Annotated in this window: 9 protein-coding genes and 1 pseudogene; 7 read left to right on the top strand and 3 right to left on the bottom strand. The window is 50.7% G+C overall.

All coding sequences use genetic code 11. The annotated features are described in order from the left end of the window. The first annotated feature begins 172 nt into the window (after positions 1-172). Positions 173-2,020: an asparagine synthase (glutamine-hydrolyzing) gene (asnB, locus tag B9L21_RS12425; RefSeq protein ID WP_063166617.1), complete on the top strand. Its 1,848-nt coding sequence runs from the start codon at positions 173-175 to the stop codon at positions 2,018-2,020. A 54-nt stretch (positions 2,021-2,074) separates the two neighbouring features. Here asnB and B9L21_RS12420 read toward each other — a convergent pair whose 3' ends face one another. Then, positions 2,075-3,427 (bottom strand): MATE family efflux transporter, encoded by a 1,353-nt coding sequence (locus B9L21_RS12420; RefSeq protein ID WP_063166616.1) that lies wholly within the window; start codon positions 3,425-3,427, stop codon positions 2,075-2,077. 126 nt (positions 3,428-3,553) lie between these two features. Between B9L21_RS12420 and B9L21_RS12415 the strand changes: the two genes are divergently transcribed. Then, on the top strand, positions 3,554-4,414 hold the full coding sequence (locus B9L21_RS12415) for a helix-turn-helix transcriptional regulator (RefSeq protein WP_063166615.1): 861 nt from the start codon (positions 3,554-3,556) through the stop codon (positions 4,412-4,414). 73 nt (positions 4,415-4,487) lie between these two features. Here the strand turns inward: B9L21_RS12415 and B9L21_RS12410 are convergent, their stop codons facing one another. Beyond that, positions 4,488-6,254 carry an alpha-glycosidase gene (locus tag B9L21_RS12410; protein ID WP_063166614.1) on the bottom strand — a complete coding sequence of 589 codons (1,767 nt, stop codon included), beginning with the start codon at positions 6,252-6,254 and terminating at the stop codon, positions 4,488-4,490. A 249-nt stretch (positions 6,255-6,503) separates the two neighbouring features. Between B9L21_RS12410 and B9L21_RS12405 the strand changes: the two genes are divergently transcribed. From B9L21_RS12405 to B9L21_RS12385, 5 genes are all read left to right on the top strand, one after another. After that, positions 6,504-7,775: an extracellular solute-binding protein gene (locus B9L21_RS12405; RefSeq protein ID WP_063166613.1), complete on the top strand. Its 1,272-nt coding sequence runs from the start codon at positions 6,504-6,506 to the stop codon at positions 7,773-7,775. Positions 7,776-7,844: 69 nt separating this feature from the next. Then, positions 7,845-9,125, top strand: a complete 1,281-nt coding sequence (locus tag B9L21_RS12400; protein ID WP_063166612.1) for a carbohydrate ABC transporter permease — start codon at positions 7,845-7,847, stop codon at positions 9,123-9,125. Beyond that, positions 9,125-9,967: a sugar ABC transporter permease gene (locus B9L21_RS12395; RefSeq protein ID WP_063166611.1), complete on the top strand. Its 843-nt coding sequence runs from the start codon at positions 9,125-9,127 to the stop codon at positions 9,965-9,967. Before B9L21_RS12400 ends, B9L21_RS12395 begins: the two co-directional genes overlap by 1 nt. A gap of 72 nt (positions 9,968-10,039) precedes the next feature. After that, positions 10,040-11,575, top strand: coding sequence for an alpha-amylase family glycosyl hydrolase (locus B9L21_RS12390; RefSeq protein WP_063166610.1), 1,536 nt, complete (start codon positions 10,040-10,042; stop codon positions 11,573-11,575). Between the two features lie 43 nt (positions 11,576-11,618). Then, a complete protein-coding gene (locus B9L21_RS12385) occupies positions 11,619-12,644 on the top strand; it encodes a LacI family DNA-binding transcriptional regulator (protein ID WP_063166609.1) in 1,026 nt (341 codons plus the stop codon). A gap of 791 nt (positions 12,645-13,435) precedes the next feature. Here the strand turns inward: B9L21_RS12385 and B9L21_RS12380 are convergent. Then, a pseudogene (locus B9L21_RS12380) lies at positions 13,436-13,595 on the bottom strand (DUF4277 domain-containing protein); the annotation flags it as partial. Between the last annotated feature and the right edge of the window lie 177 nt (positions 13,596-13,772).

Below are 13,772 nucleotides of genomic sequence, written 5' to 3'. Positions count from 1 at the left end.
GTGCATAAAATGGAATCATGCCGATGCGGGGAGGGCTATCGCCCTGCTACGGAGAACGATAGCCGGAGATCGCCGCAAGGAAACAGAGGAACGGGCGATCGAAAGAACAATGTGAACAGTTCGGGCGAACAATCGTTATCTGCCATTTTTGATAAAGAAAGGATTGGTTCGTATGTGTGGCATCACTGGCTGGGTGCATTTCGGGCGCGATTTGCGCCGTGAGCAAGCGATTATTACCGGGATGACGGAGACGCTCGCCAAGCGCGGGCCGGACGATACAAATACATGGCTTGACACCCATGCCGCGTTCGGCCATAAGCGGCTCGTCGTTGTTGACCCGGCCGGCGGCAAACAGCCGATGATCCGGAACAAAAACGGACACCGCTACACGATCGTTTACAACGGTGAGCTGTACAATACGGAGGACATCCGTAAGGAGCTGCTGCGCAAAGGTTATCGGTTTGACGGCCATTCGGACACGGAAGTGCTGCTCGCCGCTTATATAGAATGGAAAGAACAATGTGTCGATTGGTTAAACGGCATTTTTGCCTTCGCCGTTTGGGATGAGGAGCGGGAGCTGGTATTTATGGCGCGCGACCGCCTCGGAGTCAAGCCGCTGTTTTACTGCCAACATGAAGAGGAACTGTTGTTCGGTTCTGAAGTCAAGGCCATTTTAGCCCACCCAGGCGTAAAAACGGAAGTCAGTTATGAAGGATTGGCAGAAGTGTTCGGGCTTGGACCGTCGCGCACCCCGGGGCACGGGGTGTTTTGCGGCATCCAAGAACTGCGCCCAGCACACGCGTTGACTTTCTCCCGCGCCGGGCTCCGCATCTGGCGGTACTGGAACGTTGAAAGCGACGTCCATCGCGATTCGCTCGAGGAAACGATCGAAAAGCTGCGCTTTTTATTGACCGATGCCGTCACACGCCAGCTCGTTTCCGATGTGCCGGTATGCACGTTTTTATCAGGCGGAGTCGATTCAAGCGCCATTACGGCGATTGCCGCCACCGCTTTCGCCGCCGACGGAAAAGGGCCGCTCCATACGTACTCGATCGATTATGAAGGGAACGATCGATATTTTCAAGCAAATGATTTTCAGCCAAATACGGACGCACCGTTTATCGAGCAAGTATCAAACAAGTTTCAAACGATCCACCACCGCTGCGTGATCACCCAAGAAGAGCTGTTCCATCATTTGCATGACGCGGTAATCGTCCGCGACGTTCCGGGCATGGCTGATGTGGACTCGTCGCTTCTTTGGTTTTGTAAACAAATTCGCGAGCAGTTTGTCGTCAGCTTATCCGGAGAATGCGCCGATGAAATTTTCGGCGGTTATCCGTGGTTTCATCGTCCGGACGACTTAGCGAGAAAAGGATTTCCGTGGATGCGTTCGATTGAAGCGCGCATCGGCTTGTTAAAAGACGAATGGCGGCAAAAACTGCGCCTTGACGACTACGTGCAAATGCGTTATGAAGAAACGCTTGCCGAAGTGCCGCGTCTTGAAGGAGAAAGCGCTGAGGCGGCGAAGCGGCGTGAGCTGTTTTACTTAAATATGATTTGGTTTATGACGACACTGCTTGATCGGAAAGACCGGATGAGCATGGGGGCAAGCCTCGAGGTGCGCGTGCCGTTTGCTGACCACCGGCTCGTTGAATACGTCTGGAATATCCCGTGGGAAATGAAAATGTACGGCGGACGCGAAAAAGGCATTTTGCGCAAAGCGCTGGAAGGGCTGCTCCCAGAGGATGTGCTCTACCGGAAGAAAAGCCCGTACCCGAAAACGCACCATCCGCAGTATACGAAGCTGGTGAAACAATGGCTCGAGCAGCTGCTTCGCGACCGTTCTTCCATCTTGCACGAGTTTTTCGATCAAGAAAAACTGACGGCGCTCGTCGAATCGGAAGGGAAGTCGTTCCAAGTGCCGTGGTTCGGGCAACTCATGACCGGGCCGCAGCTGCTTGCGTACCTTGGCCAAGTGCACGTTTGGTTTGACCATTACGGCATCCATATTAAAGAATAAGAGCTGCGCTGCAAGGCGCAGCTCTTATTCTATTTGATAGCGTGGAAAGTGGGATTACGCCATTTTTGCTTCCGGCGCCACCGCTTTTTTCATCCAGGTGCGCGACCGCCAGCGCCAAAGCATCAATAGCCCGCGCAGCCATTCATCAGCGATGAACGACAGCCAAATGCCGACAAGGCCAAAGCCGAAGGCAATGCCAAATACATACGCCACGGTCACACCGACTCCCCACATGGACAAAATGCCCATATAGACGGGGAATTGCACATCCCCGGCCGCTCGGAGCGAGCTGATGATGACTAAATTAAAAGAGCGCCCCGGTTCTAGGATGATCGTCAACAGCAATAGCTTGCGACCAAGGTCAATCATCGATCGGTCATCAGTAAAGAGCGAGAGCAGCGGCTCGGCGAACCAATAGGAAGCAGCGGCCAACAGCACCGAGATAGCGATCGCGCTATATAAACTTTTTAAGCAGCGGTCGTACGCTTCTTCGTATCGTCCGGCGCCAACGAAATGGCCGACAAGAATTTGCGTCCCTTGGCTGACGGCGATGCCGAACAAAAACACGAACATCATAATGTTTTGTGTATACACCCTAACGGTCAGCGCCTCGGCGCCGAGCCATGTGATGAAATAAGTGATGGCCATTTGCGCGGTATTGTAGGAAAGATGTTCCCCGGCTGCCGGAACACCGATTTTCAGCAGTGATCGCAAATGATAAAACGGCAGTGCGCGAAACGCTCGTGGGGCTAGGGAAATGCCCGTTCGTTTGTACAATAAAGCAACCAATACCGCCAAACCAATCAGCCGGCTTACTGCCGTGGAAATGGCCGCCCCTTCCGCCCCGAGGGGAGGAAGGCCAAACGACCCGAAAATAAGGAAATAGTTCCCAATGATATTCAAGATGTTCATGCCGATCGTGACATACATCGTGTCGCGCGTAAAGCCATAGCTTTTTAAGACAGCGCCGACCGTCATCATGAGCGCCTGAATGAATAAAAACCCGCCGACAATGGCCAAATAACGGTTCCCTTCATCAAGCAGCTCCGCCGGCAAATCCATCATTCGCAAAATCGACCGGCTAAACGCAGCTAAACTAGCGCTCAACAGCAGCCCAAACAACAAGTTCGCAGCGATGGAGACAAGCGATACTTCGATCGCTGCCTGTTCTCGCCGGGCGCCTAAATATTGCGCGACGAGAACTGCCGTCGCTAAGGCGACGAAGTTGAACAACACGATCGTCAAGGCGATAATTTGATTGGCGACCCCGACGGCGGCGACCGCATGATCCGAGTACTGGCTGAGCATGAGCGTGTCGGCGTTTCCCATCACCATATACAACATCGTTTCAATAAAAATAGGCCACGTCAATGAAAACAGTGACCACGTTTTGGCCTCACGGCGCATGTTGAGACAACTCCTTTTTCTTATTCCGACTTGAACGATATATCAAGTTTAGCCAGTTTGTTGCATAATGGAAAGAGAAAGAAACGATTTCACTTGTACTTTTCCGATAAGAAAAGAGGGACGATGATGGACTATGTCGCGTTTTCGCTGCCGCCGTTGCCTGTGTTCATTAAAGGGGCGGAAAGTGTATTCCCGACAGGAAAGCGCCATTTCCGCCGTACATTTACGGTCTTCGATTTGCTTTACGTCAAACAAGGCTGCTTATATATGACGGAAAACGGGCGTGAATTTGCTGTTGGCAGTGGGCAATATTTGTTGTTGATCCCGGGTCGGGAACATTACGGACATCGCCCGTGCCGTGAACGGACGGAACTCGTTTGGCTTCACTTTTCACTCCCGGATTATGACATTGTCGCTGATCATATCGCAAGTCGGCAAACGGTGGTGGAAAAAGAGGCAACGTACACTGAGCCGATCCAATATCGGCTCTCGATTCGCCAATATGGGGAACTAAAACAGCGGGAGCGGGCCGAACAGCTGCTCAGCCAGATCGTTGAGCCGAACGTGGAACGGGATCTCGACCGGCCGCTTCGGCAGCTGCTTTTGTTCGTTGAATTCCTTTGGCACTTGCAAAAGCAAGAGCTTTCCGTCCCGAACGCTTCCGAACAAGTCAGCGCCGCAGCGGTTGCGTATATCGAAAAGCACTTTCACGAGTCAGTGACGTTGGAGAGGCTCGCTCGCGAGCTTCGCTTTCACCCGGATTACATCACCCGGTGCATGCAGAAAACGATCGGGATGGGCTTCAGCCATTATTTGGCGTATTATCGGTTGTCAAAGGCGAAACAATGGCTGGCGGAAACGAATGAAACGATTGAGGCCATCGCGAAACGGGTGGGCATTGATGACAGTGCTTATTTTTCACGTTTATTTAAAAAAATGGAGGGGATGACGCCGACTGAGTACCGGCGCATCGCCCAGCGCGTGTAACGCCGGTACTCAGTCGGCAGCTGCACCGGTATTCACTGATTGGCTGCGGATCTTAGTTGCCTGCGAAACAGGCTCACCAGTGCTCCACCGCATAGAGGACAAACCCGTATGGCGGCAAAACGGCGCAAAGCGTTTCCGCCTCAGCCGCAAACCGTTCCCCGGTCAAGAGGTTGACGAGCCATTTTCCTCTTACGTCAAGCGGGATCGGGATATCGGCTTTTTCGCCGCTCCGATTAATAATGACCAACACGGTTTCGTTGCCATCTGTTTTTTCATAAATAAGAGAGTTTGTTTCGTCATCGGCATGAAGAAAGGTGATTTCCCCGCGCCGCAGCGCCTGATGCTGTTTGCGCAGCGCGATCAGCTGCTTGACGTGCTGGCGCAGTTCTTTGTTTTGTTGCTCCGGATCCCACACCATGCATTTCCGGCACTCTGGGTCGTTTCCGCCCGTCATGCCGATCTCGTCTCCATAATAAATGCACGGCGAACCTGTGAACGTCAGCTGAAACAAAAATAACAGTTTTGCTTTGCGGACATCGCCGCCGCAAACGGTGAGGATTCTTGGCGTGTCATGGCTGCCGAGCAAATTGAACGCGGCCTCATTGACGTTGTTTGGGTACGAATGAAGCACACGCACCATTCGATCGGCAAACTGGCGCGCGCCCATCTCTTCTTTGGCGAAAAAACGGAGCGCCCCGTCCGTAAACGGGTAGTTCATGACGGCATCAAACTGATCGCCGCGCAACCATGGCATCGCGTCATGCCAAATTTCCCCAAGGATGTATATGTCCGGTTTCTGCGCCTTCACCACCCGGCGGAACTCGCGCCAAAACTCGTGATCGATTTCATTGGCAACATCCAACCGCCAGCCATCAATATCAAATTCGCGAATCCAATATGTCGCGACATCAAGCAAATAACGCTTCACTTCCGGATGGGCGGTGTTCAGCTTTGGCATTTGCGGAACGAACGCGAACGTGTCGTAATTCGGCCGCGGCTCGGTTTGCAGCGGAAATTCACGAATGTGAAACCAATCCTTATATGTTGAGGACTCGCCGTTTTTTAACACATCTTGAAACGGGGCGAACTCGTAGCCGCAATGGTTGAATACGGCATCAAGCATGACGCGGATGCCTTTTTCATGGCAGCGTTGGACGAGTGTTTTCAACGTTTCTTTGTCCCCAAAATGCGGATCGATCTCAAAATAATCGGCGGTATCGTATTTATGGTTGGACGGCGCGCGAAAAATCGGCGTCAAGTAAATGCCGGTCACACCAAGGTCAACAAGGTAATCGAGATGGTCGATAATCCCCTGCAAATCGCCGCCAAAAAAGCTCGTCGGCGTCGGATCTTCGCTCCCCCATGGGCGCGCTCCTTCCGGGCTGATCGCCGGATTGCCGTTGGCGAACCGCTCAGGGAAAATTTGATACCAGACTGTATCCTTGACCCAATCCGGCGCCTCAAACAAGTCGCCCCGATGAACAAAGGGAAAACAAAAGTAGTAAGCCGTGTCATCGATTGGCGCCTCAACGTAAAACCCTTTTTCGGTATAAATGAGCTTCTCCTCTCCTGAGTGCAGCATAAACCCGTAGCGCAGCCGGCGGTATGGCGGTTTGACTTCGGCGAACCAATAGTCAAACAACTCGTCGCTTCCCGTTTTTCGCATCGGCATCGTTTGAAACTGCCAAGCGCCGTTCCGCCATTCGTATGGGTCGCCGTGCAGCAGCTCCACCTTGTCGACATCCCCTTTTTTGGTCCGAAGCCGAAGATGAAGCGTTTCGCCATCATAGGCATAGGCGAAGTTATCGGTCGGTCGGTGGTGGATTGCTTCTTTCCTCATTTGGCCTCTCCTCCTTCATATTTTCAAAAGCAATCGTTTGCATCATTATTATCCTCTGATTCAAGAGTACGAAAAGGGAGGGGAAAAGTCAAATTTAGTAGAAAAAAAGCTTGTAAAATGAAAATTAGGAGGTATAATAGAGATAAGCAGTGCAATCGTTTTCATAGAAATGGTTTTGGTTTGTTTGTGCAAACGATTTCCTTATGATTGGACTGCGAAGATTCTGTCATGGTAAATAGGAGGGGGATTATGAGAAAAGCGTTGTCGTTGTTTCTCATGGCGGTGCTCTTTGTCGGTCTGCTTTCCGCCTGCGGGCCGAAGCGGGATGCGGAGCAGCCAAAACAGACCAACAATGGGACCGAAGAAGCGAAGAAACCGGAAAAGCTGGTCGTTTGGGTGAACGATGATGAAAAACAAAAACAAGCATTGAAGGATATTTTCCAAAAGTACACGGAAAAAACCGGAATCAAAATCGAAATGGTCGCCGTCAACATGCTTGACCAAACGAAAAAATTGGCGCTTGACGGCCCAGCCGGCAAAGGGCCGGACGTGTTCTACCAGCCGCATGACCGCATCGGCGACATTGTGCTGCAAGGCTTGGCCGATCCGGTTGATCTTGGCGATGCGAAAGACGAGTACAGCGAGACCGCTGTCAATGCGGTGACGTATGACGGCCAAACGTACGGTGTGCCGGCGGTCGTGGAAACATACGGCGTGTTCTATAACAAAAATTTAGTGCCGGAAGCGCCGAAAACGATGGATGAGTTGATGAAGATCGCCAAAGAAAAAACGAATGCGGCCAAAGACCAATACGGCTTTTTAATGGAAGCGACGAACTTCTACTTCGTTTATCCGTTCTTCGCCGGCTATGGCGGCTATGTGTTCAAAAATGAAAACGGCAAATACGATACGAGCGACATCGGCTTGGCCAACGACGGGGCGGTTAAAGGAGCGGAGCTTGTCCAATCGTGGTTTAAAAACGGATACATTCCGAAAGAAATTACCGGCGATATTATGAACGGGCTGTTTACGAAAGGGAACGTAGCGGTCGCCATCACCGGCCCGTGGAACATTGCTTCGTACAAGGAAGCGTTAGGCGACAAGCTGGCGACAGCGCCGCTGCCGGTGCTCGACAACGGCGAACATCCGAAATCGTTTGTGGGTGCCAAAACATGGATGTTGTCCGCTTATTCGAAAAACAAAGAGTGGGCAGTCGATTTCATGAAGTTTGTGACGAACGAGGAAAATTCACTTCATTACTATGAAGTCGCCGGGGAAATGCCGGCAAACGAAAAAGCGTTGACGAACGAAAAAATCACGAACGACCCGCTGATCGCCGGCTTTGCCGAGCAAATCCAATACGGCGAGCCGATGCCGAACGTGCCGGAAATGTCGCAAGTATGGGAGCCGATGGGCAACGCGCTGCAATTTATCGCGAAAGGCGATAATCCGAAAGCAGTGCTCAGCGAAGCGGTCAAAACGATTCAAGACAAAATCGCGGCTAGCGGTGCTGGAAAATAATACGTCATATGGCGGTGGATAGGATCATCCCTATCCACCGTTCTTATCCATCGATAGGAGGGAGTTCCGATGCCGGAAGCGAACGTCCGTCATCGGCCGGCGGTGGCGATGGCGCTGTCATTGCTGTTTGCCGGCCTTGGACAATTGTACAACCGCCGCTATATCAAAGGAATTTTGTTCCTCATCATCGAAGCGGCGTTCCTTATCACCTTTTATAACTTTTTGAACATCGGGCTGTGGGGACTGGTGACCCTCGGCGAAATTCCGATGCTCGATCATTCGATTTTCTTGTTGATTCAAGGGCTTGTTTCCGTGATCATCATCGCTTTTGCCGTTGCGTTGCACGTTGCCAACGTCATTGACGCCCGCAACGACGCCCGCCGGCGGCAGCGCGGCGAGCCGTTTCCCTCGCTTGTTGAATCGTGCCGGAACGCATGGGACCGAGGGTTTCCGTACATCTTTGTCACGCCTGGGCTTGTCATGCTTTTGTTTATCGTTGTGCTGCCGCTGTTGTTCATGGTGTCGCTCGCCTTTACGGACTACAACTTGTATCATTCGCCGCCGCGGCATTTGTTGAATTGGGTCGGATTTGAAAACTTCAAAAACTTAGTCTCCATCCCGATTTGGAAAAGCACGTTTTTCAGCGTCCTTGCATGGACGATCGTCTGGACGGTCGTAGCGACGACGATGCAAATTGCACTTGGGCTGTTTTTGGCGCTGCTCGTCAACGATCCGCGCATTAAGTTTAAACGATTCATCCGCACGGTGCTCATTTTGCCGTGGGCCGTGCCGGCGTTTGTTACGATTTTAGTGTTTGCCGCGATGTTTAACGATAAATTCGGGGCGATCAACCGTGAGGTGTTGAGCTTGTTCGGGTTGTCGGTTCCGTGGATGACTGACCCGTTTTGGACGAAAGTGGCGCTCATCTTGATTCAAACATGGCTTGGTTTCCCGTTTGTCTTTGCGTTATTTACCGGTGTCTTGCAAAGCATTTCCCGCGATTGGTACGAAGCGGCCGATATCGACGGGGCGACGCGCTGGCAAAAGTTCAAATCGATCACCTTGCCGCATGTGCTGTACGCCACCGCACCGCTGTTGATTATGCAATACGCGGGGAATTTTAATAACTTTAACATCATTTACTTATTTAATGATGGCGGTCCGGCGGTGCGCGGACAAAATGCCGGCGGAACGGACATTCTCATTTCGTGGGTGTACGATTTGACGTTTACGACGAACAACTACAATATGGCAGCTGCGATCTCGCTCATCATCGGCTTGATCGTCAGCGGATTTGCTATTTACCAATTCCGGCGCACCCGTTCCTTTAAAGAGGAGGGGAACATGTAATGAACCGCAAATGGAAATCGCATATTGAAGTCACGCTCATTTACTTGTTTATTGCGTTTATGTTTGTTGTCATTGCCTATCCGCTTCTTTGGACCATCAGCATGTCGCTCAATCCGGGCACGAGCTTGTACTCGGCGTCGATCATTCCGGAAAAATGGACGCTCGAGCATTACAAGTGGCTGTTTACCAGCCCGCAAAGCGATTACTTGCTTTGGTATAAAAACAGCTTGTTTGTTGCGGCGGTGAACGCGGTGTTGTCCGTTTTCTTTACGGCGCTCATCGCTTATGCGTTTTCACGCTACAAATTCGTCGGGCGGAAAACGGGGCTGTATTTGTTTTTAGTCTTGCAAATGTTTCCCTCGCTTATGGCGATGGTGGCGCTGTATATTTTGCTGAACATGCTCCACCTGCTTGATTCGCTTTGGGGGCTCATTCTCATTTATGTCGGCGGGCAAATCCCGTTTAACGCCTGGCTTGTGAAAGGCTATTTTGACACGATCCCGCGCGAATTGGACGAGGCGGCACGCATGGACGGAGCCGGCCATTTCGGCGTCTTTTTCCGCATCATGCTGCCTCTAGCCAAGCCGATTTTGGCCGTTGTCGCCTTGTTTAATTTCATGGCGCCGTTTACGGACTTTTTGCTGCCGTCGATCGTCTTGCGCGATCCGGACAAATTTACACTGGCGGTCGGATTGTTCAATTTCATCAGCGACCGGTTTGCCAACAATTTCACCCGCTTTGCCGCCGGTTCGATTTTGATTGCCGCTCCGATTGCCATCGTCTTTTTGTTCTTGCAGCGATATTTGATTTCCGGCTTAACAGCAGGTGGCACAAAAGGGTAAGAACCGCTATCATAAATAGTGGGCTTACCCGTTTCCAAGCGGACAAACGGACAGTAAAGGAGGGAAACGGAAATGGGGAACCGTCTTGTTGTACTGTTCATCCTTCCGTTCCTTCTTTTTTATGCCATGCCGGCTACGGCGGCGGAAAAAGAAGAACGGACGTGGCAAGATGAAGCGATTTATTTCATTATGGTCGACCGTTTCAACAATATGGATCCGACGAACGACCAAGACATCAATGTCAACGACCCAAAAGGATATTTTGGCGGTGATTTAAAAGGGGTGACAGCGAAGCTCGATTATATTAAGGAAATGGGGTTTACCGCCATTTGGCTGACGCCGATTTTTGAAAACATGCCGGGCGGCTATCATGGGTATTGGATCAAAGATTTTTATCGCGTTGATCCGCATTTCGGCACGCTGGATGATTTGAAGACGCTTGTCAAAGAAGCGCACAAGCGCCATATGAAAGTCATCTTGGACTTTGTCGCCAACCATGTCGGCTACGACCATCCATGGCTTCGCGACCCGGCGAAAAAAGATTGGTTCCATCCGAAAAAAGAGATTTTCGACTGGAATGATCAAACACAACTAGAAAACGGATGGGTGTATGGGCTGCCGGATTTAGCGCAGGAAAATCCAGAAGTCAAGAAATATTTAATCGATGCGGCCAAATGGTGGATCAAAGAAACGGACATTGACGGCTATCGCCTCGATACGGTGCGCCATGTGCCAAAATCATTTTGGCAGGAGTTCGCCAAAGAAGTGAAATCGGTGAAACAAGACTTTTTCCTTCTTGGCGAAGTGTGGAGCGACGATCCGCGCTATATTGCCGAGTACGGCCAATACGGCATCGACGGTTTTGTCGATTATCCGCTGTATGGCGCGGTGAAGCAGTCGCTTGCTAGGCGCGATGCATCGCTCCGGCCGTTGTATGACGCCTGGGAATACAACAAAACGTTTTACGACCGCCCGTACTTGCTCGGGACGTTTTTGGACAATCACGATACCGTGCGGTTTACGAAACTTTCGATTGACAACCGCAACAATCCGATTTCGCGCATTAAGGTAGCGATGACGTATTTGTTCACTGCTCCGGGCATTCCGATCATGTACTACGGAACGGAAATCGCGATGAACGGTGGTCCGGACCCGGATAACCGCCGATTGATGGACTTCCGGGCTGATCCGGAAATTATCGATTATTTAAAGAAAATCGGCCCGCTCCGCCAGCAGCTGCCGTCGTTGCGGCGCGGCGATTTTACGCTCTTGTATGAGAAAGACGGCATGGCGGTGTTTCAACGCCGGTACAAAGAGGAAACGACGGTCATTGCCATTAACAACACGGGCGAAACGCAGCACGTCCATTTAACGAATGACCAGCTGCCAAAAAACAAGGAATTGCGCGGTTTTTTGCTCGATGACCTCGTCCGCGGCGATGAAGACGGCTACGATCTTGTATTGGAACGCGAAACGGCGGAAGTGTACAAGCTGCGGGAAAAAACGGGGGTGAACGTGCCGTTTATCGCCACGCTAGTCGCGGTTTACGCGCTATTCATCTTGTTTTTATACATGGTGAAAAAACGAGCCAAACGGGCAGATGAATAAGGAAAGCCGCGATGCATCAACATTTCTAGAGAGGAGGGAGTCTATGACCGTTACGATTAAAGATGTCGCCAAGCGGGCCAATGTCGCGCCGTCGACCGTATCGCGGGTGATCGCTGACAGCCCGCGCATCAGCGAGAAAACGAAGCAGCGAGTGCGCGAGGCGATGAAAGAGCTCGGCTACCATCCGAATTTTATCGCCCGCAGCCTCGCCAGCCAAGCGACGCAAGTGATCGGCATCGTCATGCCGAGCTCCGCCGACCAAGCGCTGCAAAACCCGTTTTTCCCGGAAGTCATCCGCGGCATCAGCAAAGCCGCCCATGAAAAGCGGTACGCCTTGCAAATGTCGACCGGGGAAAAAGAGAGTGACATTTACGAGCGGGTTGTCGAGATGCTGCAAGGGCGGCGCGTTGACGGCGTCATTTTGCTTTATTCAAGGCAAAACGACAAGCTGATGAAATACTTGCAAAAACATGACTTCCCATTCGTCGTCATCGGCAAGCCGCACCAAAAGGCGGACCAAGTGACCCATGTCGACAACGACAACGTGCAGGCAGGAAAAGACGCCACGACCTATTTAATCGCCCACGGCCATGAACGCATCGCCTTTGTCGGCGGCAATCCGCAATATTTGGTGACCATCGACCGCCAAACCGGCTATGAAGAGGCGCTCCGTGAAGCCGGGCTGCCGTACCGACCGGAATATGTTGTTCATGAAGAGTTTTTGCAAGAAGGCGGCCAAGAGGCGATGAAAGAGCTGCTTTCTTTGCCTGAGCCGCCGACCGGGCTGGTGGTCGCCGACGATCTCATGGCGCTCGGGATGGTCAAAACGCTCGATGAAATCGGCCTGCGCGTTCCGGAAGATGTGTCGATCGTCAGCTTTAACAACACCTTGCTCGCCGAAATGTCGCGCCCGCCGCTTACATCCGTTGACATTCACATTTTCCAGCTCGGTTATGAAGCAACAAAAAGTTTAATCGAAAAAATCGCCAACCCAAATGAACCAGTCAAGCGCATTATTATTCCGCATCGCATTGTTGAGCGTTTTTCGTGCAACGATGGCAGGAAATAAAGCTTCCCCTAGCCGCGAAAAGGCGGTTAGGGGGGATAATATGCTCAAAACGGGAGTTACCTATAAGGTAAAAATCTTGAACGGGGTTAGCGGGTGGCTGCCCTTAGCAAAAAAATCGATTTCGATACTTACTAGATAAAGTAAATTGTCGATCGTTTCTTCACTCACAAGATATAGCGATTGGACGTACTTCATCACGTGTATCTCTATAACTTAAGAAGCTTATCGCTCCCTCTTTATTGGGATACAGAAAAGATGGACCAATAAAATAGATAAGGTTTTAAGTCATTGGAGAAATTTAGTTGGTTACGTACAAAATCGAAAAATGAAAAAATCGTTTTGATTATTTTCTTATATTTTAAAGGTCAATCTGCAAAACAATCCTTTTTATTGGTAATTGGTTCCCACTATAGAGTCTGGTGCCATAAACAATGATTCGCATGCGCTCCTCATAGGTGTTGATAAGAACTCCCTTTTCCCTTGGTACATGAACACCATTTGAAATGAATCATCAACATTAGCCAGGTTGACAAAAGTCTTTGATGTGAACACGGGTTCCTTATGACGGAATCTCGTGATTGAAATCCCGCCTTCTTTGCAAGAGAGTCCAAAATGGCAACCGAAAATTTAAATGGATTTTCAGCCGTATCTGCTTGTTTGAATCTCACATTTCGCACCCTAACAAGGTCAAAACAAAGGATTTTTTATTTAGTTTTTCAGAATAACTTTTTGACCAACACGACGAGCGATGGCTATCCTTTTTTTACCATCGCTGGTCGTTCCGTATGACTTGTAGATGATGGCCTGAACGGCATCGCTGACTCGAGTCTGGCACTGTGGATCAACGGGAACGAGATGGTCAATCAATTGGGGCAGGCCCAGTTTCTTGAATAGGGCACTTATTATATTCAAATAATCATTACGATAGACCTTTTTGACTTGAACGTTCATGAGAGAAAAACTCCTTCACTTTCCTTGTGTGTCAAGGATTCATTCGACATCGGAACGAAAAAATCCTCCCGATTTTCGTTGGGAGGGTGCGAAATGTGAGTTGAATGTAGAGATCATGGGTATATCGATTATTAGTGATATCTAAGTGATTGGCTTTGATGGATTGTCATCGAGTCA

The organism is Geobacillus uzenensis, assembly GCF_002217665.1.
GTDB classification, from domain to species: Bacteria; Bacillota; Bacilli; order Bacillales; family Anoxybacillaceae; genus Geobacillus; species Geobacillus subterraneus.
The sequence above is the reverse complement of the archived record's forward strand: the minus strand, read 5'-3'. Positions and strand labels throughout refer to the sequence as shown.